Below are 21,555 nucleotides of genomic sequence, written 5' to 3'. Positions count from 1 at the left end.
AGTACATTGGATGACGGTAACCAGCACTACGAGAGAGAGTCCATCACATTGTCTGCTCCGGCCGGTCAACCGTTGTCCAAGGGTCAGAACGGCCCACTCACCGTCGGTGACGTCGTCGTCTCCATCTCGCTGGCCGTACCCGCGGACCTGTCTGCGCTACTGGTCACCGACGCCGGAAAAGTGCGCACCGACGCCGATTTCGTGTTCTTCAACCAGCCCACCGGCCCCGGCGTACGCCTCGAGCCCGGTCAGGGCGGACCGGCCCGGCTCGCCGTGTCGCTCGCTGCAGTTCCCGCCGACATCGAGCAGATCCGCGCTGTCATCACCCTCGACGACGCGTCGAGCAACTTCGGTCGATCCGCCGCTCCCGTCGCGCGAGTGAGCGACGCGAGCGGAAACGTGTTGTACGAGTACACGATCGACGGTTTGAGCTCGGAGTCGATCGTGATCGCACTGGAGATCTACCGCCGTCAGGGAAGTTGGAAGGTGCGAGCCGTCGGGCAGGGTTACGCCGGCGGGTTCGCCGCCCTGGTGACCGACCACGGTGTGTCAGTGGACGACGCCCCTGCTCCCGCACCGACGCCTCCTCCCGCTCCCGCCACTCCACCGCCGCCCGCTGCGCCTCCCGCACCACCCGCCGCCCCGGTCCGTACCGAGGCTCCGGAAGTCAGCCTCACCAAGTCCAAGCCCGTCAGCCTCACGAAGGGCCAGAAGGTCACCCTCCGCAAGGACGGCGGCGTGGCTCTGACGGTCATCCGCATGGGCCTCGGCTGGGATCCGGTGACCACTCCGAAGAAGGGCGGACTGTTCGGCGGCGGAGGCCGAGCCGCGAACATCGACCTGGACGCGTCGGCGATCATGCTCGCCGACCGCAACGTCAACGATGTCGTCTACTACGGGCAGCTCAAGGCCAAGGACGGCTCGATCGTGCACCAGGGCGACAACCTCACCGGCGAGGGCGAGGGCGACGACGAGGTGATCGTAGTCGACCTGACGCGGGTGCCCAAGCACGTCACCGGCATCATCTTCACCGTCACCTCGTACCGCGGTCAGACGTTCGAGCAGGTCGCGAACGCGTTCTGCCGGCTGGTGGACAACACCACCAACACCGAACTCGCTCGCTTCACACTCCAGGGCGGCATGCCCTTCACCGGCTTGGTGATGGCCAAGGTGTATCGCCAGGGCAGTGAATGGAAGCTCCAGGCGATCGGCGACGGCATCCAGGCCAAGCACGCCGGTGAAGCCGTCAAACAGCTGGGCCGCTATATGTGACCTTTCGGGCGGTTGTCGTCCGATCTGCAGCGCCGTCGAGCACGCCACCGAGCGGGTCGACGGCGCTGCCGTTTCGAATGAGATCCTCGCCCGGGCGATAGATCTGCCGAACGATCAACGCGCACAATCCGATCACGGCGACATCGCGCACCAGGACGGTCGCGGTGAACCACTGTTCGGGCAGGCCCTTGTTCTCCACACCCAGGTAGTAGTACATCCGCGGGAACCAGACGAATGCGTCGATCGTCATCCACACCAACAGAATTCGGCGATGTGGCAGCGCCAGTACGGCCAACGGAACCAGCCACAGCGAATACTGCGGGCTCCACACCTTGTTGGTGAGCAGGAACCCGGCCACCACCAGGAACACCAGTTGCGCGAGCCGCGGCCGCGTCGGTGCCGTCGTGCCGATGTATGCGATCAACGCACACACGATGGCGAACAACACGAGCGTCACGGCATTGAGAACCAACGGTTTGTCGCCCGGGTACAGGGGACCGTCGAAACCGGTCCAGCCGGTGAACGAGGTGACGACGTTGTACAGCGAATCCGGGTCGGCACCGCGCTCGGAGTTGAGCCGGAAGAATTCGTACCATCCCGACGGATACAGCAGTGCGAGCGGAAGATTGACCGCGAGCCAGGCCCCGAGCGCCGCGCAGGCGGTGATGCCCCACTCACGCATCTTTCCGGTGCGCCAGCACAGCACCAGCAGGGGCCCGAGGAACAGCAGGGGATAGAGCTTGGTGGCACCGCCGAGACCGATCAGCACCCCGGCCAGGACCGGCCGCTTCTTGGCCCACGCCAGCAAACCGGTGAGCGCGAAAGCCGTTGCGAGAGCATCGAAATTGGTGAATCCGTGCACGATCACCAGCGGCGAGGCCGCCACCAGTGCGGCATCCCAGATACGGCGTCCTGCAGCTATCGCGGTGGCCCATACGGTGACCAACCAGGCGACGGCCAATCCCAGCGCGACCACGTTGAAGTAGACGACGACCGGCAACGCCTGAGGCAGGAAACTCAGTGAGTTCCAGGCCTTTCCGACGACCATCGAGCCGTATTGGTACAGCCCCGCGAGCACCGGGTACTCCATGTACCTGATCTGACTCGACCCGTCGGCCTTGGTTTCTTCCCAGGACTTCTTGTACGGGAATGCACCTTGATCGAGTCGCTCCGCACCGTAGAGCGGCACGGTGTCGGAATAACACATCGCCACGTACTGCCTGCTGCCACTCCAATCGAGTCCGAGCTCGCCGCCCGGTCCCACCGGTGCCTGCTGGATACACGCAGCCTTGGCGAACCAACCGAAGCACAGGAATACCACCGCCAGCAGCAGAACGACCCGTAGCGCGGTGAACCACCGCTGCCGACCGATCAGCGCGTGCTTGCCGACCGGCCCGCCGATGACCGAGGACAGTTCCTCGGTCATCGGATCGGTACGACTGGGTAGATCGCGGTCTGCTGCACTCGCCGAGTCGAGGCGACCGGGGCTGGCCACTGCTCGACCCTTGCGCTCGGGTTCGGTCGTCACCGCTGGAGTCGTTACTGCCCGGGCGCCACTGGTTCGGGCGCTGCGGGTTCGGGCGCCGCCGGTTCAGGTGCGGGCTGCGCCGGTGCCAGCCCTGGCAGCGGGATGGTGACGCCGGGCAGAATCTCGACCTGCCGCGGAGTGATGACCACCGGCGGCGAGATCTCCGTCGGAATCGGCAGGGTCACCTGCGGCGGAGCTGTCGACGGTGCCACCGTCGCCGTCGGGGCCGGTGCGGAGTACTGCGGCACCCCGGCCTGACCCGCGATGGCCTCCGGCGTCGGGAAGGTCTCGTTAGAGGTGCCCTCCAACGTGCCGTCCATCGTGTCTTTCCAGATGTCCGACGGTATGCCCGATCCGTAGATCGGTCCGCCGTAACTGTTCTCGAGCGGCAGACCCTGCTCGGTGCCGACCCACACGGCCGTGGACAGTGACGGCGTGTAACCGACCATCCAGGCGTCCTTGTTCTGCCCGGTGTCTCCGAGCTGAGCGGTACCGGTCTTGGCTGCCGACTGACGACCGCCGGCGAGGTTGTGACCGTTGGAGTAGCCGGCGATCGGACGCATCGCCGAGGTCACGTTGTCCGCGACAGCGGCCGAGACGACCTGCTGGCCGGCTTCGGGAGCACGGTCGAGAAGCACGGTGCCGTCGGCGGTGACGACCTTCTGCACGAAGTGCGGAGTGTGATAGACGCCGGAAGCAGCCAGTGTCGCGTAGGCCGAAGCCATGTCGATGACGCGAGACTGATACTGGCCGAGGACGACTCCGTAGTTGGGGCCTGCGTTGTCGGGCTCGGTGAGGGTGGGGCCGACGCCTTCGATCTCCTGCGGGATGCCGAGCGTGTGCGCCATGTCCGCGATGGCCTGCGGACCGTTGTCCATGCTGAGCATCATGCGGTAGAAGCTCGTGTTGAGCGACCGCTTGAGCGCCTCGGCGATGGTGCACGTTCCACAGGAGGCACCCTCGACGTTGCTGATCTCGATGCCGTTGACGTCGAGCGGCGAGCTGTCGTACATCTTCGAGAGCGGAATGCCCTGATCCAGCGCCGCGGCCAGACCGAACACCTTGAACGAGGATCCGGTCTGCAAACCGGACTGCGCGAAGTCGAATCCTCGTCCGTCCGCTCCGCCGTAATACGAGCGGACCGCGCCGGTGCGTGGATCGATCGACACCGAGGCCGTCCGCAGTTCGGACGGTTCACCCTCGAGATTGCTGTTCACGGCATCGACCGCCGCCGCCTGCGCTTTCGGATCGATGGTCGTCGTGATCTGCAGGCCCTCGGTGTTGAGGTCCTGATCACTGATACCCACCGCTGACAGCTCACGCAGCACCTGTGCCTTGATCAGACCGTCCGGCCCGGCATCCTGGGCATCGCCGGTATCGACCTGTGACGTGGGGACCACCGCCGGGAACATCATCGCGGCTCGCTGGGTCGCGTCGAGCTGCCCCTGGGTGACCATGCCGTCGAGCACGTAGTCCCAACGCGCTTGGGCACCGGTGGGGTTGAACTCGGGATCGAGGTTGGAGGGCTGCTGGATGACCGCCGCGAGGACTGCACCCTCTTCGACCGAGAGCTGATCGACGGACTTGCCGAAGTACGCCGTCGACGCGGCAGCGATGCCGTACGCACCGCGGCCGAAGTAGATGGTGTTGAGATACGCAGCGAGAATGTCGTCCTTGGACCACTGACGCGCCATCTTCGAGGAGATGACGAGCTCGCGCATCTTGCGGGTCAGCGTCCGATCGTTACCGACCAGAGCGTTCTTCACGTACTGCTGGGTGATGGTCGAACCGCCGCCTGCGCTGTCGCGTCCGAGCACGTTGTCACGTAGCGCTCTGCCGAAACCGGTCACCGAGAATCCGGGGTTGGAGTAGAAATCGCGGTCCTCGGCCGAGAGCACGGCATTGCGCACATGCTCCGGAATCTGGTCGATCGTCACGTCGGTGCGGTTGCCCTCGGGCGGCACCACCTTGCCGAGCACACTCGAGCCGTCGGCGGCGAAGATCGTGGCGACCTGGTTGGTCCTGATGTCGCCGGGACGCGGCACGTCCTCGACGGTGTACGCGACCATGAACGCCAGGATGGGCACGATCAGACCCAGGGCGATCAACGCGTACATCGTGCGTCGAACGACCCGCCACTTGGACTTCTTCTTCGTTTTCGCGGCGGGACCTCTTTCGGGCGGCTCGGGCGGTTCACTGCCCGAGGAGAGAACTGATGGATCGTTCGGTTCGTGGGGTGGTGGCACGGAGCCGGACCGAGTGACGCCCATCGGGGCTGCGGACCGAACCGGAGGCGCGATCGGCGGCTCTCCGTACCGACGTTCGCCGTAGGGACGTTCGCCTGCGGGACGTCCACTCACCGGGTCCACCGGCGGCCTGCCCTGAACGGGCCGGCTCTGCGGCGGCATCGGACGCTGCCCGGGCGGAGGGCCGGGGCGCTGGCCGGGAGGAGGTCCAGGTCGTTGGCCGGGAGGGGGCATCGGAGGACGACCCTGCGGCGGCATCGGACGCTGCCCGGGCGGAGGGCCGGGGCGCTGCCCAGGGGGAGGTCCAGGTCGTTGGCCGGCAGGAGGCATCGGAGGACGACCCTGCGGCGGCATCGGACGCTGGCCGGGAGGTGGTACCGGGCGACGCCCGGGAGGATCGGAGTGTCGACTGCCGCGCGGCGGCCCGGGCACGTCGGGACGCCGTCCGGAGTCGCTACGGCCCGGTTCGTTGCTACCCGGGTTGTTGTCGTAGGGGGAACTCACGTACGAATCTCCAGTAATTTCGGCGGCCGCGTCGAATTCTCGGTGGATGGGATCAGCGGAGCGATTGTGTCACTCACTCGCTGTTCGACGGTTCGGTTGACGGGAACCCGATCGCGGACGACGGGGTTGTTTGGGCGCGGGGACGGCCCCGAGGACATAGGACTGGACGAGGTGGTTCCAACTGCACGACCTACACACCTCGACCACATGGACCGAGAACTCCTCCTGGGTCGCCGCGAGGCGGACGAGCTCGTCCGCCGTTCTCGCCGACCCGGACAGTGCCCCGAGCTTCTCGCCGAACACCCAGGACACCAGCGTGAGCTGCTCTTTGCGGCAGATGGGGCAGACCACGTCGCTGCCGCGCCCGTGGAACTTGGCAGCGCGCAGCAGGTACGGATCTGCGTCGCAGACCGCTGCGACACCCGTCTTACCGGAGTAGACCTCGGCCAGCAGCGACCGACGCTGAAGGGCGTAGTCCACCACCTGTCGCTGAAGTCGCACGAGGACCAGAGTACGTGCGGCCCCTCCGATGCGGACCTGCGAACCCCGCCTGGGCAACGAGAAGGGCCTTCTCCGACGGCCGGAAACGGCTCTCCACCTGTGCCGACGCACTGATCCGTCGTTCGTGATCGATGAACACTGCGCTGCTCCTCGACGTGGCCCTCACCGTTCGGTATCTGCCCACCCCCTCCGGCCGTAACACGTTCGCTGCGTGCGAGACTCGGCCCGAACCTGTCCCATCCGGTACCTACACTCGTTCACATGTTCGCCACATCGGGAATCCACGTGCGGCCCCGACGGGACGGCGACCTGAGCACCCTCCTACCCATCCTGCAACGTACGCACGAAACTCAGCGCTATCCCGTCCGCGCAGCGGCGGTGCGAGCCGACTGGCTTGCTGCACCGAACGAACTCGCAGCCTGGGTCGCCGACCACGAGGACACCGTCGTGGGGCATATCGCGCTGCATCCGACGGCATCACCGGAGCAGGATCCCGGTGCGGACGATGCGAGCGCGCAGTGGCAGCGAGCAACGGGGGTCCCTGCCGATCGACTCGCTGTCGTCTCGCGCTTGGTGACCGACGGCACCGTTCCGGGCAGCGGAACGATCTTGCTCGCACACGCAGTGAATGCGGCACGGAACGCGGGCCGTGCACCGGTACTGCTCGTCGATCCGAGTAGCGCAGCTCTCGGCTTCTACCGCAGGCGAGGCTGGCAAGAAATCGGGACGGCTGCGCAGCAGTGGGGTGAATACCGAGTCGACGCGGTGCTCATGGTGGCTCCGGTTCGCTGAACCGACAAGCCACTCCACGTTAACCCGCGCTCGGTCACGCCAACAAAGCAAACAGTGCACACACCACCGCACCGCAGAGACGTACGCGGTCTGCTGATCGCAGTCGACTCATCAAACGTCCGTTGCGTCCCGTACGCCCTAGTTCGCCATGGACTGGAGCAGCCACGAATGCAGTCGCGAGCGCGGAGATCACTGCGCCGGCAACGCTGATCAGGGCAGCAAGGTGGGTCGATCCGGACACCAACACCCACAGACACGCAGCAGCGAGTAGTCCGTAGACCAGCCCGACTACGAGGGTGATCCGCCGCGAGTGAGCGTCGTGGGCACGCTGCCAGTCGTCGTCCGGCACCTCCGCCAACGCCGGGTAGACGACGGCGGTCACCACCATCTGAAAGCCGAGGTGAAGGGCGGCAGCGGCGGCGAGCGCGTCGACCGGGGTCATGCGTCGCACAATACGTTCACGGCCGAGTTGTCAGAATATGTATCGGCGCGATACATTCTTCGATAGTGCGGTCAATCGCATCGCCATGATGTGATCGTTGGATTCGAGAAGGGGGAGTTGCATGCTCGAGCTCGCAATTCTCGGACTGCTTCTCGAATCACCCATGCACGGTTACGAGCTCCGCAAGCGGCTGACCGGCCTGCTCGGAGCTTTTCGAGCGTTTTCGTACGGATCGCTGTACCCGGCACTCCGTCGACTTCAAACCGACGGTCTCATCGCCGAGGACGCCGGTCCCGACTTGCTCGTGAAGAGACGAGCAAAACGGGTGTATCAGCTCACCCCGCTCGGCAGGGAACGATTTGCCGAACTGGTGGCCGACACCGGACCGCAGAACTACACCGACGACGGATTCGGCGTACATCTTGCCTTCTTCAGTCGGACTCCCGCGGAAGCTCGAGTCCGCATCCTCGAAGGCAGACGTCGCCAGGTCGAGGAGCGCCGAGAAGGCCTCCGCGACGCTGTGGCCAAGGCGAACGGGACACTCGACCGCTACACCAGGCAGCTACACCAGCTCGGACTCGAATCGAGCGAACGCGAGGTGCGCTGGCTCAACGAAGTCATCGCAGCCGAGCAGGCCGACCCCAACCCAGCACCGTCCCACACAGCACCGTCCCACACAGCACCAAACAGGACAGTCAAGACAGAAGGAGAACCCGACCATGGGTGAGAACAACAACGCAATCCGCGTGGCCATTGTGGGTGTGGGCAACTGCGCCTCATCCCTGGTCCAGGGTGTCGAGTACTACAAGGACGCGGACGAGAACGCCACCGTCCCCGGCCTCATGCACGTCATGTTCGGCAAGTACCACGTCCGCGACGTCGAGTTCGTCGCCGCGTTCGACGTGGACGCCAAGAAGGTCGGCTTCGATCTCTCCGAGGCCATCTTCTCCAGCGAGAACAACACCATCAAGATCGCCGACGTACCGCCGAAGGACGTCCACGTCCTGCGCGGACCGACCCTCGACGGCCTCGGCAAGTACTACCGCGAGACCATCACCGAGGCCGACGGCGACGCCGTCGACGTAGCGCAGGCCCTGCGCGACGCCAAGGTGGACGTGCTCGTGTCCTACCTCCCCGTCGGATCCGAAGAAGCCGACAAGTTCTACGCACAGGCCGCCATCGACGCAGGCGTCGCCTTCGTCAACGCACTTCCCGTCTTCATCGCATCGGATCCCGTCTGGGCCAAGAAGTTCGAGGACGCAGGCGTCCCCATCGTCGGCGACGACATCAAGAGCCAGGTCGGTGCCACCATCACCCACCGCGTCATGGCGAAGCTCTTCGAAGACCGCGGCGTGCAGCTCGACCGCACCATGCAGCTCAACGTCGGCGGCAACATGGACTTCCTCAACATGCTCGAGCGCACCCGCCTCGAGTCGAAGAAGATCTCCAAGACCCAGGCCGTGACGTCGAACCTGCAGAAGGAATTCAACGCCAAGGACGTCCACATCGGACCGTCCGACCACGTCGGCTGGCTCGACGACCGCAAGTGGGCCTACGTCCGCCTCGAAGGCCGCGCCTTCGGTGACGTTCCCCTGAGCCTCGAGTACAAGCTCGAAGTATGGGACTCGCCCAACTCCGCAGGCGTCATCATCGACGCAGTCCGCGCCGCGAAAATCGCCAAGGACCGCGGCATCGGTGGACCCGTCATCCCGGCTTCGGCCTACCTGATGAAGAGCCCGCCGAAGCAGCTGGCCGACGACGTCGCTCGCGAACAACTCGAAGCGTTCATCATCGACGCGTAGGGCCCGCAGCTAGACGCGAACTTCCGCCCGCCGGTCCACTCGATGTGACATTGACCCCCCAAAAGGTCACTGAACGTCACATTGAGTACCGGCGGGCGTTCGTCTATCCGGCCGCGGTGATTTCTCGCGGATCGAATGTCACCTTGATTTCCCTGATTCTTCCGTCCTCGATTCGCTGCCAATTGGCCGTGCTTGCCGGGGACGCGATGGACGTGTGCAAATCGAACCACGTCAGTACGTGCGGGCCGTCCACGAAGACGTGGGCGATGTCGATGTCGGTGACGATCTCCGACATTCCTTTCAATCCGGCCACGCATTCCGCGCCGTTGGCTGCTGTGCCCAGTGGCCCCCGGAACGTCGCGTCCTCGTGCAGGATCGACGCCAGAGTGTCGAAATCCTTGGCTTTCCAGGCCTCGAAGTAGGTCGCTGCAACTTCTTTCGGTGTCTGTGTCATGACATCGAGTCTCGAACGAGGCCGGCCAGAAGTCCAACAGTTGCCTCCGATGATCATCAGAAGTTCTACTCATAGCCGCAGCTAGAGTTCGCGCGCTATCGTGTGCTCGTGGCCATCGATCCCACCTCCAAGCATCCGGTCCTCGAACGTGTTCGCGCGTTGGCGTTCGCCTATCCCGAGGTGTCCGAGAAGATCTCCCACGGCCGGCCGACCTTCCGTACCGCCTCGGTGTTCGTCTACTTCGGCGGTGGCGTCAAAGGCGGCGACCAATACGACCTCTCGATCCTGGTCAAGTGCGAGAGCGCCGAGGAACAGCGCGCCTGCGAACTCGAACCCCGCTACTTCCATCCCGCCTACCTCGGCCCGGCCGGCTGGGTGGGATTCGACCTGAGCGACGCCGACGACGACGTCTGGGCCGAGGCCGCCGAATTGATCGACTGCAGCTACCGCGTCACTGCCCCGAAGCGAAACATCGCCAGGCTCGACGCCGGTGAGGGCCCGAATCTGGGGGTTCAGCAGTGGAATTGAGACAGCTGGAGTACTTCGTCGCGGTGGCCGAGGAAGCGAACTTCACTCGCGCCGCAGCCAGAGTGCACATCAGCCAATCAGGAGTCAGCGCCCAGATCCGAGCACTCGAACGCGAACTCGGTGCCGAGTTGATCGACAGATCGGGTGGCACAGCAACATTGACCACCGCAGGTCAGGCCGCGCTGACACAAGCTCGTGCGACGCTGGCCGCCGCCGGCTCGGTCCGGCAATCCGTCGACGACGTTGCCGGACTCCTGCGCGGTTCGCTTCGCGTCGGGATGGTCACCGCCTGCACCGTCCCACAGCTGTTCGACGCGTTGGCTCGTTTCCATTCTGCGCATCCCGGCGTCGAACTTTCTCTGCAGGAGGGTAATTCGGATCGCTTGGTGGCCGATGTGCGTGCAGGAGAACTCGACATCGCACTCGCCGGTGTCGCAGCTCGGGCCCCGGACGGATTGGAATCGATGGTGGTGATCGACGAGCGCATCGTCGCAGCCGTTCCACCGCAGCATCCTCTGGCAGCGCAGGACGAGGCGACGTTGGCGCAGGTGTGCGAACACCCGATCATCGCCCTTCCCCCCGGCACCGGCATCCGTGCGGTGTTCGACCGGGACTGTGCCGGAGTAGGACTCGCGCCGTCGATTGCGTTGCAGGCCACCGCCCCTGATGCCGTGGCCGACCTCGCCGGCCGCGGCCTGGGGGTGGCGATCCTCAGCTCATCGATGACGAAGTCCCACGACGAAAAACTCATTGCAGTGGAGCTCACGGACTCGCACACCGCCGCGCTGCTGGCCCTGGTCTGGCGGCCCAGGATGAACGCGGCACTGACCGAGTTGGTTTCGGTGGCGACGCGCAGCTTCAGCGAATCTTCTTGACGGTGAACCACAGTGCAATCAACAGACCCAGCAGGGTCACCGACGGCAGAACGCCGGGATCACCTCCGATGATCCCGCCTACCGCAACGATCAGGGCAACGAGCGCGAAGAATCCCAGAATGCCCGCCAGCAATTGCAGATGGTCCTGGGCCGTCACGATTTGACGCCACCTGCAGTGAGGCCCGAGATGATGCGGCGCTGGAACAGCAGCACCATGATCACCAGTGGAATCGCAACGATGGTGCCCGCGGCCATGATCGCGGCATACGGCACCACCAACGGATCGTTGCCGGTGAACCGCGCGATGGCCACGGTCACCGGTTCGGTCCTGTCACTCGAGAGCTGACTGGCCAGCAAGTACTCGTTCACCGCTGCGATGAACGCGAGGATCGCCGTGGTGAACAGGGCAGGCGCGGCGAGCGGCAACATCACCAAGCGGAACGCCTGAAACCGGCCCGCTCCGTCGATCCGCGCGGCTTCTTCGAGTTCCCAGGGCAATTCGGCAAAGAACGCAGCCAGCGTGTAGATCGTCAGCGGCAGCACGAACGAGATGTTGGGGATGACCATGGCCTGGTAGCTGCCGATCCACCCGATGTTGGTGAAGAACTGGAACAGCGGGGTCACCAATGCGACGACGGGGAACATGGACGCACCCAGGATGATGCCTGTCACGACGTACTTGAAGCGGAAGTCGATGCGGGAGAGCGCGTATGCCGTGAAGATTCCGATGACCAACGCGATCAACGTGGTCGCCCCGCCCACGATGAGGCTGTTGCCCACCGCACGCAGGAAATTGTTGCCGTTCGCCGTCGACAACGCGTTCTCGAAGTTCTCCCACGTGACGTGGGTCGGCCACGGCGTCGTGTCGAAGGTGTAGCGCGGGTCGCGGAACGCGGTGACGACCATCCAATAGAACGGTGCCAGTCCCCAGACGAGGATGACGACGACACCGAGATAGATGCGGGCCTGCTTCATCGACCGGCCCCCTTGCGCTGATTCTCCTGAGTGGCAACGGCATTGGCACCGAGAAACTTCACCAGGATGAAGGCCACGATGAAGATCATGACGAACGAGATGGTCGACAGCGACGCAGCGCTGTTGAATCCCTGCCGGATCTGCTCCACCACCAGGATGGAGATTGTTCGCGTGGCGGGGTTGCCCTCGGTGAGGATGGCGGGCAGGTCGTACATACGCAGCGCGTCCATGGTGCGGAACAGAATTGCCACCATGAGCGCCGGCTTGACCAACGGCAGTGTGATCTTGGTGAATCGCTGCCACGCCGAAGCCCCGTCGACTCGAGCTGCCTCGTAGACGTCGGCGGGAATCATCTGCAGCCCGGCCAGAATCAACAGCGCCATGAACGGCGTCGTCTTCCATACGTCGGCGATGATCACTGCAAATCGAGCGGGCCAGGCGTCGCCGGTCCACAGAATGTTCGTTCCCAGAATACGATTGGCGATGCCGTCGTACGCGAAGATGAAGTACCAGAGCTTGGCGGTGACAGCCGTCGGGATGGCCCATGGAATCAGGATCGCGGCGCGCAGCAGGGCGCGTCCGGCGAAGGTCTTGCCCATGATCACTGCCATCGCGAAGCCGATGACCACCTCGATGGAGACGGTCACGACGGTGAAGTACGCCGTGTTGCCGACCGCGCCCCAGAACTGAGACCCGAGAGTTCCCGGCGGGCAGGGCACCGACGTGCCCGACGCCGAGGTGCACTGCTGCAGGATCCAGTGCGTGTAGTTGTCGAAGCCGGCAGATCCACCGGTGACGAACATGCCGGTGGCGGGATCGAGACCGGGATCCTTGGAGAAGGACATCACCAGGGCCCGAATCACGGGGTAGACGATGACGATCGCGAGGATCACCAGCGTCGGTGCGATCAGCAGCCAGGCCCGACCGGGTGTCAGGCCGAAGCGCTTGTTCTTGGACCGCACATGCCGACCGCGGCCGGGGGACGAGCCCCCGGCCGCGGTGGTTGCGCCGGCCCCACTGGTCACACCAGCAGGTACAGCCATTGGTTCTCCCGAAATCAGTTCGCGCCGGCGGTTTCGATACCGGCCTGCATGTCCGTGATCGCCTGGTCGACGCTCTTCTCACCCTTGATGGCGGCAGAAACGTTGTCCTGCACGGCCTTCGAGACGGCCGGGTAGAACGGGGTGACAGGACGCGGAACTGCGTTCTCGATGGATGCCTTCAATGCGGGAAGGTACGGCATCGCGGCGATCAGTGCGGGATCGTCGTACAGCGACGAGAGCACGGGCGGCAGAGCGCCCTCGGCGATGATGCGCTGAGCCTGCTCGCCCTGCAGGAACCGCAGGAAGTCCGCAGCAGTGGCCTTGTTCTCGGAGTACGCACTGATCGCGGCGTTGTATCCGCCGAGCGTCGAGGTGCCGACTCCGGTGACTCCGGGAAGCGGTGCGACCGCGTACTTGCCGGCCACAGCCGAACCTTCTTCTGCAGCGGTGCCGTAGACGTACGGCCAGTTGCGCAGGAACAGTGTCTTTCCGTCCTGGAACGCCTGCTGGCTCTCGGACTCCTTGAACGTGGTGTCCTGGGCCGGGATGACGCCTGTCTCGAACGCGGTGACCAGGGTCTGCAGTCCGGCCTTCGCCTCCGGGCTGTCGACGGTGGGGGTCTTGCCGTCTTCGCCGACGATCGATCCGCCGTGCGCGTTGATGATCTCCGACGCATTGGCCGTCAGACCCTCGTAGGGGGCGAATTGCCCTGCGTAGCAGTCGATGTTGTTGTCGCGGGCGACCTGGCAGTCCTCGGTGAGCTCGGCCCAGGTGGTGGGCGCTTCGGGGAGCAGATCACTGCGGTAGTAGAGCAATCCACCGTTGGTGTTCTTCGGCGCGGCGTACTGCGTGCCGTTGTAGGTCGCACTCGCGACGGTCGCGGGCAGAACGCCTGCGTTGTCGAGTGCGAATTCGCCCTCGAGCGGCACGAGCCAGCCCTTGGCCGCGAACTCGGCGGTCCAGACGACGTCGAGTGCCATCACGTCGTAGTCGCTCTGCTGAGCCTGGAGTTGCTGAACGAAGTCGTCGTGGGCCTGATCGGCGTCGGCGGACTGCTCCTTGAAGGTGACCTGCTCGTCGGGGTTGGCGGCGTTCCACTCCGAGATGATCTGCTGGACGACACCGGTCTCGGTGGTGTCCTGCCCCTCTACATAGGTGATAGGTCCACGGCCGTCGGCATTTTCGGACGCAGCGCCCGAATCGCCGCTCGATCCGCTGTCGCTCGAACATCCGGTGAGCGTCAGCAGCGTGGCTGCTGTCGCAACCACTGCCACCTTCGTGATCAAAGACGCCATTGTTCTCTCCACTTACTTCTACGCGGTGGTATGTGCCCGGAGTTGGGCACGCAGAATCTCGCTGTGATGCTCCCCCCGACACATATGTCGATGGGTACTGTGGCACACATCGCACCGCGCAGTGGTCATTTCTGCGTTCCTGAATCGGTCAACCCGGACGTGTCGGAGGAGGCCGGTAGCCTTTCGCTCATGAGTTCGGACAAGATGCTGACGCGGATCGGCGGGCTGCTGCGCCAAGCGGAGTCCACCGACAACCCACACGAGGCCGAGGCCTTCATGGAGGCAGCTCAGCGTCTGGCGACCTCGGCGTCGGTCGATCTGGCGGTCGCTCGTTCGCACAGCGCGTCCAGGGAGCGGCAGGCCACGCCGAGCCAGAAGGTCATCCCCATCGGAGAGCCGGGCAAGCGTGGACTCAAGACCTACGTGCATCTGTTCGTGGCCATCGCGCACGCAAACGACGTCCAGTGCGATGTGTCCCGATCGTCGACGCAGGTGTTCGCCTACGGTTTCGACTCCGACATCGAGACCACCGAGGCCCTGTACTCCTCCCTGCTGATTCAGATGGTGCGAGCGTCGGACGCGTACATCAAGTCCGGTGCCTACAGGTCCGAGACGGCCATCCGTACCGTCACCGAGATCAAGAACCGCCGGCGCTACACCCGACGCGAGGAAGTGCCGGTCGCTGCGGTGACGGCCAGGCTGAACTTCCAGACCGCGTTCGCGTCGCGCATCGGGCAACGGCTGAGCGAAGTGAAGAAGGACACCGAGGCCAAGGCCATCGAACAGGAACAACAGGGCGCTGGGACAGCACTGGTGTTGCGCAACAAAGAGATCGAGCTCCGCGACTATTATCGCCAGACCTCGACCGCGCGCGGACACTGGCGAGGCCAGAGCGCGAACGCCGGCTATTCGGAAGGAGCCCGAAAGGCCGGGGACCGAGCGGGGCGAAACGCGAAGATCGGCGGTCATGCCGAAATCGACGGAGCAAGCAGGCAGCTGGGACGCTGACCACTGCGTTCGTGGTGAAGAAGCGAGCAGTACCTCGCCGGTGGTCCTGTGGTGTCGGAAACGGCCGCATAAATCTCGGCCATCGACGTGCTGAACCGGCGGAGCACTGCGGCCGCGTCGACCATTTCCAAAGCTGCTGCGGCCGAACACTGTTCGGTGAGTACAGAAACAAAACCGGAGTTCTGCTCGTCCCCGCTGCTGGCGAACCACCGGCCTGCAGATTCGGGTGTGGCCGGTCAGTCGAGGCGCGCCAGCACCACGCGGAGTCCGATGACACTGGCAATGGGGAACAGGGCCGCGACCAGCCACGGGATGGCTGCGCCCCAGCCGGTGTCGGGGGCGGCGTCGATCACCACACCGAGGGCGGTCGAACCGATGAGCACTCCGATGCCCCCGAGCGAGGCCATGAAGCCGTAGTACGAACCGAGTCGACGTTCGGCGGCCATGCGCGGCACCAGATCCCGCGCCTGAGGCATGGCGATCATCTGACCCAGCGCCAGCAGCAGAACGAACAGGGCGGCCGGGACCAGACCGATAAGCCCCTGCAACTCGAGCGGGGAGGTGGCCGCAACGAGCGCGAACGACGCTGCCATGACCGCGAATCCGATCGGCAGCGTGACACGAGGCGATATCTCGGCGACGCGTCGGGTGATGGGCAGTTGCGCTGCCACCACGAGTACCGCCGAGATTGCGAAGAACCAGCCCAGCACCGTCTGTGAGCCCCAGGCGCGTTCGACCTCGAGTGGCAACAGCAGGTACAGCTGGTTGTAGGCCACCAACTGTGCGCTCATCGCCACCGCGAACAGCACGAAGGTCCGGTTGCGCACCACGTCGGTCCAACCCGAGAGCCATGGGTCGTCGCGATGTTCGCCGCGCTCACGCGGCAGCCACCGCACGTGAGCGGCGACGACCAGGACGAAGATCGCCGCAGCCACGAGACACGCGATCCGAAAATCGACGAGCAGCAACACCGATCCGACGAGCGGGCCGGTGAACGAACCGATCTGGCTGCACACCGACATCAGCGCGAAGCTCTCCACGCGCGTGGGTCCGCCGTCGCGTTCGCTCTTGCCCGCCTCGATCGCGACTGCGGATTCGACTGCGGGAGAGAACAATGCGGCTGCAAATCCCACCAGCACCGTGGCGATCAGCACCGCCGGCAGCGAATCGGCGAAGGCCAGGCCCACGAATCCCAGCACCCGCAGCACACAGCCGACGAGGACGACCGGCTTGATGCCCCATCGATCGGCGAGGGTGCCACCGACGAAGAACAGTCCCTGCTGCGAGAAGGTCCTGATTCCGAGGACCACGCCGACGAGCGCGGCACCGAGCCCGAGATCACTCGTCAGGTGCACCGACAGATACGGCAACACCATGAAAAAGCCGATGTTGAAGGTCATTTGAGTCAGGACGAGCAAGCGAACGGTGGGGGTGGCCCGCCGCAGATCGGCCAGAAACGACCACCGCCACCGCGTCGGAGATCCGTCGGTCCTCGTGCTCACGTACTGCGTCCTCCTGCGTCGACTTTCTCGATGACGCTACCGGTCTTCCGCACACGCCCCGAGGTGGCACCGGCGAGCGAGACTGCGAGAACGGCGAGTGCGATCAAGGACGCGAGTGGAGCAGCGGTGACCCACGGTGCCCGCTCGACGGCGGCGACCCCGTCGGACAGTATCAATCCCCAATCCGCAGTGGGGGGTTGCGGACCGAGGCCGAGGAATCCGAGGGCCGCGAGCGCGAGAGCGACGCCGGGGAGCCGAATCATGGCGTGCCGCAGCACTACCGGAACGACGCTGGGCACGACGGACCCGAACAGGATTCGCGCATTGCCTGCACCGAGTGTCGGCAGGATGGAGATGTACGGCCGAGCGCGGGTCTCCTCGACGAGAGCGGCGGTGTGCGCGGCGAGCGGAGCCCACGTGACGATGAGAACGGCGACGGCCGCCCCGCCTGCACTCGGACCCCAGATCGCTGCGATCAGAATGCCGGTGACGACGGGCGGCGCCGCATTGGTCACCTCGACCACACCACGGGAGGCCCGCGGAATCAGTCCCAGCAGCACGCCGACCACCAAGGCTGCGAGCGTCACGGCAAGCGAGAGACCGATGGAGCGCAGTGCGCCGTCGGCGACGCGGGCCAGCAGATCTCGACCCGACGCGTCCGTTCCGAAAGGGTAGGCACGCGATGGAGCCGCGAACTTCTCCCGCGTCGTCGCCTGGCCGTCGCGTGGGAGTCCGGCAAGGACCATGACCAGTAGGAGCGTTGCCGCAGCGATCGGCACCAGCCACCGCCGCGGCGACGGGTGGAAGACGCCGGATGGGATGGGCATCGCCTTCTCGTGCAGTGCGCTGCCGAGCAGCAGCCGTCGCACGAGTTCGGCGGAAATCCCCAGAACGGCACTGACGGCCAGCAGTAACAGGATGTCGATCTGCAGAGCAGGGAGATCCTGCGATTGCGCGTCGCCGAGGGTGGTGCGGCCCAATCCCGGTATGGCAAATACTTTTTCGACGGCCACCGCCCCGCCGGTCATCGCGACCATGATCAGACCGATCTGCGATGCCAGGCCGGGGAGGGCGCGTCGCAGAACCGCACCGGCGATCTGGGGCCGCGAGAAGCCTGCGACCGTCCACGTGATGACCCAGCCCTCGGTGAAGGTGACGGCGATCGCGTCGGCGAGCAGTCGCCCGATCAGCCCGCCCGCAGGCAACCCGAGCGCCAGTGCAGGCAGCACCGCGTACTCGGGACCGTTCCAGCCGTAGGCCGGGAACGACAACCACACGGCACCGAGAACGACGAGTACCGACGCGAGCAGAAACTCCGGCATCGACGTGAGCGCTGCCGCGACGCCGCCCCCGGTACGCCTCGGGGTGCCCCGGAGTCCGGCCCGGACGCTGGGGACGACCACGAGGGCGGCGACGGCGATCGCGACGACCATCGCGAAGCCCATCAGGGTCAGCGACACCAGCAGCGCATCGAGGGCCCCCGGCAGCACCGGTTCACCTGTGTTCCAGGACGTTCCGGGATTGCCCGACGCGATGCCGGTGAGCCAGTCCCAGAACATTCGCAGCGGCCCGGCATCGAGGCCGAGGTCGCGACGGATGGCTGCGAGGGCCTCGGGGGTTGCTTCCTGCTCGGCCGAGCGGGCCCGCAGAATGCTCAGTGCCGGATCGCGATCGGACAGCCACGGCAGCATTCCGACGAGGAGAACGACACCGGCGACGGCAACCAGCCGCGAGGCGGTTGTTCTCACTGCTTACTCGAAGGCGGTCTGGTTGGTGATGAGCGTGCGTTCCCTCGGATCGCGGGCGACGCCGGTGATGTCGTCGGATTCGCCCTGGATGACGCGTTCGTGCAGCATCGGAACGGCCGCATCCTTCTCCAGGATCAGCTTCTCGGCGTCCAGGATCGCGGCGCGGCGCTCGTCTCCTGGTTCGGTGGCCGAGGCGTCTGCCAACGCCGCGTCGACCTGCGGGTCGCAGAACTGGGAGATGTTGAACGATCCCTCGCAAGCGAAGTCGGAGAACATGTATGCCACGGGGTCACCGGAATCGAGCACGGTGGCGCGGGAGAGGATGAAGGCATCGAATGCGCCACTGAGCGCGTCGGTTTCGATGAACTGGTATTCGCGCACCACCTGCTCGACGACGAAGCCCTTCGCCTCGAGTTCCTGCTGCAGCAGCACGGCTACCTCGGGAAGTTCGGCGCGGTCGGTGAAGGTGGCGAGCGTGATCTTCTTACCGGTGGCATCGCCCGCCGGTGTGTCGGTGCGCGCGGGACGGTCCGCCGCCCACGGCAGCGCGGGGCCGAGCAATCCGTTCGCGGCGTCTGCGCGGCCCTCGTAGACCTGCTCGACCAGACGATCCTTGTCCACCGACTCACGTGCGGCGGCGCGCATGGCCGGATCGGCGAACACGCCGGACGACGTGTTCAGGTACAGGGTGTTGGTACGCGGCATCGGAACCTCGTGCACCAGCGACGGGTCGATGTTGGCGGCCTGCGATACCGGAATCGCCTCCACCACATCGGCGGTGCCGTTGCGGAGCGCCGCTGCGCGGGCCGTACCGTCGGGCACGAAGTCGACGTCGATGCCGGCTAGCTTCGCGGGCTCACCCCAGTAGTTCTCGTTACGGTCCAGCGTGGCACTGGACGTGCCGTTGACTCCGGTCAACACGAACGGTCCGGTGCCGGTCCCGACGGGGTCGCTGCCGTCTGCGGAGTAGGCCCCGGGTGCCAGGATGGCGAGCTGCGGGCTCGAGAGTCGTTGCGGCACCAGTGGATCGACGTTCTCGGTGGCCACCTCCACCGTGTCGTCGTCGGTGGCGGTCACCGTCAGCTCGACGCCGTCGAGGATGCGCGGCTTCGGCGCGGCGGTGGTGGCAGCGGTCAGTGCGGTGACGACGGCGGCGGAATCGAGCGGCGCACCGTTGTGGAACCTCACGTCGGGTCGGATGTCGAAACTCCAGGTGCGCTCGTCGACGCGGTTCCAGTCGGTGGCCAACCCGGGCTGAGCATCACCGAGATCGTCGAGGGTGACGAGGGTTTCGGCGGTGGACCAGCGCGAGAGCTTGAAGGCATCGTCGCTGAACTGCGAGAGCCCCGAGCGTGGCGGTTGCAGCATCGCAACGCGGGCCCGATCTGTGGTGTCGTCGGAAGCGCCCGAAGTAAAGCAGCCGGTGAGCGTGAGGGTGCCTACCGCGGCCAGGGCACCGATACGGAACACGTTGGTAGACAACAGAGTGGTGGTCAATGGATCTCCTGTGATGGTTGTGCAAGCCGGGGTACGGCGTCGATCAGGTCTCGGGTGTAGGAGTGCTGCGGGTCGGTGAGAATGTCCCGTACGCTGCCGGTTTCGACGATCCGGCCGTCGTGCATCACCGATACGTCGCTGCAGAGTCGAGCGACCGCGGACAGGTCGTGGCTCACGATCAGCAATGCGCTCGGCAGTCCGGCCAGGACTGCGAGGACCTGCTCGCGAAGATCAGGGTCAAGTCCGCTGACCGGCTCGTCCGCCAGCAGGTACTGCGGTTCGCATGCCACTGCACGCGCAATGGCGACGCGTTGATTCTGGCCACCGGACAGTTCCGTCGGTCGGCGCTGCAGGTAGCGCTCGTCCAGCCCGACGGCAGCGAGTGCGGCACCTGCTTTGGCTCGATGATCGCCGTCGACGCCGAGAAGTCGCAGCGGCGTCGCCACCAGATCCAGGACACTGCGGCGTGGGTCGAGGCTGGTCGCGGGATCCTGAGGAACGTACTGCACGAGTCTGCGAAACCACCGCAGCGATCGCGCGGAACCCGGACGGACTGTGCGCCCCTCCAGTTCCACGGTTCCCGCATCGGGGGAGTCCAGTGCCAGCAGCATGCGCAGCACTGTGGTCTTTCCCGAACCGGATTCGCCCACAACAGCGATGCGACCGGCCGGCGATAGCGAAAGCGAGACAGCGTCCAGCGCGGTACGAGACGAGCCGTGTCGAACGTAGGTGCGGGTGATGTCCCTGGCCACCAGGCCCGCAGTCATCGCGCTACCAGCTGGCGAAACGGGTCGGCGGCGCGAGCTCGATCGAGCATGCGCACCACGAGATCGGACTCGGGAGTGTCGAGAATCGCTGTTGTGGAACCGGATTCGACGATGCGCCCCGAGTCGAGGACCATCAGATGGTCGCACAGCTGCGCAGCGACGGCGATGTCGTGCGTGATCAGCAGCAGCGAGGCCACCTCACGAAGAGCGTCGAGCACCCGCGCCTGACTGAGCACATCGAGGGCCGTCGTGGGTTCGTCCGCGATCACCAGTGGGCTCTCGCGCGCCAATGCGACTGCGATACAGACGCGTTGACGCTGACCGCCGGACAGCTCGAGCGGGTGCGAGGCCAGGATGCGTTCGGTGTCGCGCAGACCCACGCGCTCGAGCAGCGCGGAGGCGTCGGGCGTGCGGAGTTGCCTGCCGACGGTGACCATCGGGTTCAGTGCAGTGGCCGAATCCTGGAAGACCATCGCCGGGCGGGCGGTGTGCGGCCGGCGGGGCGTCGGAACCCCGGCGACGTCGTGGCCGTCGACGACGATGCGTCCGGTGCAGGTGATCCCCGGCGGCAGCGCACCGACGAGGGCTGCCGCGATCATCGACTTTCCCGATCCCGACGCGCCGAGAAGGCCGAGGCGTCGACCCGCGGGAATCTCGAAGGACACGTGCCGAACGATGCGCGAGCGTCCGGCGTCGATGCAGAGGTCATCGACGGCGAGCACGTTTTCTCCTGAGCTTCGATGTGGGAACGAATTCGACAATCGTTGTCGATAGAA

21 protein-coding genes are annotated in these 21,555 nt (G+C 65.5%); 7 read left to right on the top strand and 14 right to left on the bottom strand.

The window, feature by feature from the left end; all coding sequences use genetic code 11:
• Positions 1 to 48: 48 nt before the first annotated feature.
• Complete coding sequence (locus CH251_RS01150) at positions 49 to 1,272, top strand: TerD family protein (protein WP_256978742.1); 1,224 nt, start codon at positions 49 to 51, stop codon at positions 1,270 to 1,272.
• Here the strand turns inward: CH251_RS01150 and CH251_RS01145 are convergent.
• The 3 genes from CH251_RS01145 to CH251_RS01130 form a co-directional block, all read right to left on the bottom strand.
• Positions 1,247 to 2,800: a glycosyltransferase family 87 protein gene (locus CH251_RS01145; RefSeq protein WP_179273675.1), complete on the bottom strand. Its 1,554-nt coding sequence runs from the start codon at positions 2,798 to 2,800 to the stop codon at positions 1,247 to 1,249. The genes CH251_RS01150 and CH251_RS01145 overlap by 26 nt on opposite strands.
• Before the next feature lie 11 nt (positions 2,801 to 2,811).
• Positions 2,812 to 5,280 carry a transglycosylase domain-containing protein gene (locus CH251_RS01140; RefSeq protein ID WP_373454895.1) on the bottom strand — a complete coding sequence of 823 codons (2,469 nt, stop codon included), beginning with the start codon at positions 5,278 to 5,280 and terminating at the stop codon, positions 2,812 to 2,814.
• Between the two features lie 339 nt (positions 5,281 to 5,619).
• Positions 5,620 to 6,051, bottom strand: a complete 432-nt coding sequence (locus tag CH251_RS01130) for a DUF5318 domain-containing protein (RefSeq protein WP_179273674.1) — start codon at positions 6,049 to 6,051, stop codon at positions 5,620 to 5,622.
• Positions 6,052 to 6,312: 261 nt separating this feature from the next.
• Between CH251_RS01130 and CH251_RS01125 the strand changes: the two genes are divergently transcribed.
• Positions 6,313 to 6,843, top strand: a complete 531-nt coding sequence (locus tag CH251_RS01125) for a GNAT family N-acetyltransferase (protein ID WP_094611433.1) — start codon at positions 6,313 to 6,315, stop codon at positions 6,841 to 6,843.
• 34 nt (positions 6,844 to 6,877) lie between these two features.
• Here CH251_RS01125 and CH251_RS01120 read toward each other — a convergent pair whose 3' ends face one another.
• Positions 6,878 to 7,285, bottom strand: coding sequence for a hypothetical protein (locus CH251_RS01120; RefSeq protein WP_094611432.1), 408 nt, complete (start codon positions 7,283 to 7,285; stop codon positions 6,878 to 6,880).
• A 121-nt stretch (positions 7,286 to 7,406) separates the two neighbouring features.
• Here CH251_RS01120 and CH251_RS01115 point away from each other — a divergent pair, with 121 nt between their 5' ends.
• Positions 7,407 to 8,012, top strand: a complete 606-nt coding sequence (locus CH251_RS01115) for a PadR family transcriptional regulator (RefSeq protein WP_094611431.1) — start codon at positions 7,407 to 7,409, stop codon at positions 8,010 to 8,012.
• On the top strand, positions 8,005 to 9,087 hold the full coding sequence (locus CH251_RS01110) for an inositol-3-phosphate synthase (protein WP_032396939.1): 1,083 nt from the start codon (positions 8,005 to 8,007) through the stop codon (positions 9,085 to 9,087). The genes CH251_RS01115 and CH251_RS01110 overlap by 8 nt, the downstream gene beginning before the upstream one ends.
• 103 nt (positions 9,088 to 9,190) lie before the next feature.
• On the opposite strand, the gene CH251_RS01105 is transcribed toward CH251_RS01110, so the two are convergent.
• The gene (locus CH251_RS01105; protein WP_094611430.1) at positions 9,191 to 9,541 is read right to left on the bottom strand and encodes a nuclear transport factor 2 family protein; all 351 of its coding nucleotides are present in this window, start codon (positions 9,539 to 9,541) and stop codon (positions 9,191 to 9,193) included.
• Between the two features lie 108 nt (positions 9,542 to 9,649).
• Here CH251_RS01105 and CH251_RS01100 point away from each other — a divergent pair, with 108 nt between their 5' ends.
• Together CH251_RS01100 and CH251_RS01095 are read left to right on the top strand one after the other, a co-directional pair.
• Positions 9,650 to 10,069, top strand: coding sequence for an MmcQ/YjbR family DNA-binding protein (locus CH251_RS01100; RefSeq protein WP_373454894.1), 420 nt, complete (start codon positions 9,650 to 9,652; stop codon positions 10,067 to 10,069).
• Positions 10,060 to 10,944, top strand: coding sequence for a LysR family transcriptional regulator (locus CH251_RS01095; RefSeq protein ID WP_094611428.1), 885 nt, complete (start codon positions 10,060 to 10,062; stop codon positions 10,942 to 10,944). The genes CH251_RS01100 and CH251_RS01095 overlap by 10 nt, the downstream gene beginning before the upstream one ends.
• On the opposite strand, the gene CH251_RS27325 is transcribed toward CH251_RS01095, so the two are convergent.
• From CH251_RS27325 to CH251_RS01080, 4 genes are read right to left on the bottom strand one after another with little or no spacing between them, the layout of a single operon-like run.
• Positions 10,928 to 11,101 (bottom strand): hypothetical protein, encoded by a 174-nt coding sequence (locus CH251_RS27325; RefSeq protein ID WP_179273673.1) that lies wholly within the window; start codon positions 11,099 to 11,101, stop codon positions 10,928 to 10,930. The genes CH251_RS01095 and CH251_RS27325 overlap by 17 nt on opposite strands.
• On the bottom strand, positions 11,098 to 11,919 hold the full coding sequence (locus CH251_RS01090) for a carbohydrate ABC transporter permease (protein ID WP_027495053.1): 822 nt from the start codon (positions 11,917 to 11,919) through the stop codon (positions 11,098 to 11,100). The genes CH251_RS27325 and CH251_RS01090 overlap by 4 nt, the downstream gene beginning before the upstream one ends.
• A complete protein-coding gene (locus CH251_RS01085) occupies positions 11,916 to 12,962 on the bottom strand; it encodes a carbohydrate ABC transporter permease (RefSeq protein WP_179273672.1) in 1,047 nt (348 codons plus the stop codon). The genes CH251_RS01090 and CH251_RS01085 overlap by 4 nt, the downstream gene beginning before the upstream one ends.
• Positions 12,963 to 12,976: 14 nt before the next feature.
• Positions 12,977 to 14,257, bottom strand: a complete 1,281-nt coding sequence (locus CH251_RS01080) for an ABC transporter substrate-binding protein (RefSeq protein WP_094611427.1) — start codon at positions 14,255 to 14,257, stop codon at positions 12,977 to 12,979.
• A 189-nt stretch (positions 14,258 to 14,446) separates the two neighbouring features.
• Between CH251_RS01080 and CH251_RS01075 the strand changes: the two genes are divergently transcribed.
• On the top strand, positions 14,447 to 15,265 hold the full coding sequence (locus CH251_RS01075) for a DUF2786 domain-containing protein (RefSeq protein ID WP_094611648.1): 819 nt from the start codon (positions 14,447 to 14,449) through the stop codon (positions 15,263 to 15,265).
• A gap of 236 nt (positions 15,266 to 15,501) precedes the next feature.
• On the opposite strand, the gene CH251_RS01070 is transcribed toward CH251_RS01075, so the two are convergent.
• The 5 genes from CH251_RS01070 to CH251_RS01050 are packed head-to-tail and all read right to left on the bottom strand — an operon-like array spanning position 15,502 to position 21,501.
• Positions 15,502 to 16,767 (bottom strand): MFS transporter, encoded by a 1,266-nt coding sequence (locus CH251_RS01070; RefSeq protein WP_094611426.1) that lies wholly within the window; start codon positions 16,765 to 16,767, stop codon positions 15,502 to 15,504.
• Positions 16,764 to 18,515: an ABC transporter permease subunit gene (locus CH251_RS01065; protein WP_218828256.1), complete on the bottom strand. Its 1,752-nt coding sequence runs from the start codon at positions 18,513 to 18,515 to the stop codon at positions 16,764 to 16,766. The genes CH251_RS01070 and CH251_RS01065 overlap by 4 nt, the downstream gene beginning before the upstream one ends.
• Positions 18,516 to 18,518: 3 nt before the next feature.
• Positions 18,519 to 20,012, bottom strand: coding sequence for an ABC transporter substrate-binding protein (locus CH251_RS01060; protein ID WP_256978741.1), 1,494 nt, complete (start codon positions 20,010 to 20,012; stop codon positions 18,519 to 18,521).
• Positions 20,009 to 20,779: an ABC transporter ATP-binding protein gene (locus CH251_RS01055; RefSeq protein WP_094611424.1), complete on the bottom strand. Its 771-nt coding sequence runs from the start codon at positions 20,777 to 20,779 to the stop codon at positions 20,009 to 20,011. Before CH251_RS01055 ends, CH251_RS01060 begins: the two co-directional genes overlap by 4 nt.
• Positions 20,776 to 21,501 (bottom strand): ATP-binding cassette domain-containing protein, encoded by a 726-nt coding sequence (locus tag CH251_RS01050; RefSeq protein ID WP_179273671.1) that lies wholly within the window; start codon positions 21,499 to 21,501, stop codon positions 20,776 to 20,778. The genes CH251_RS01055 and CH251_RS01050 overlap by 4 nt, the downstream gene beginning before the upstream one ends.
• Positions 21,502 to 21,555 lie beyond the last annotated feature (54 nt).

It is taken from the genome of Rhodococcus sp. 06-462-5, assembly GCF_002258315.1.
Taxonomy (GTDB): domain Bacteria; phylum Actinomycetota; class Actinomycetes; order Mycobacteriales; family Mycobacteriaceae; genus Rhodococcoides.
Note: the sequence above shows the minus strand (reverse complement) of the source record. Positions and strands in the feature narration are given on the sequence as shown.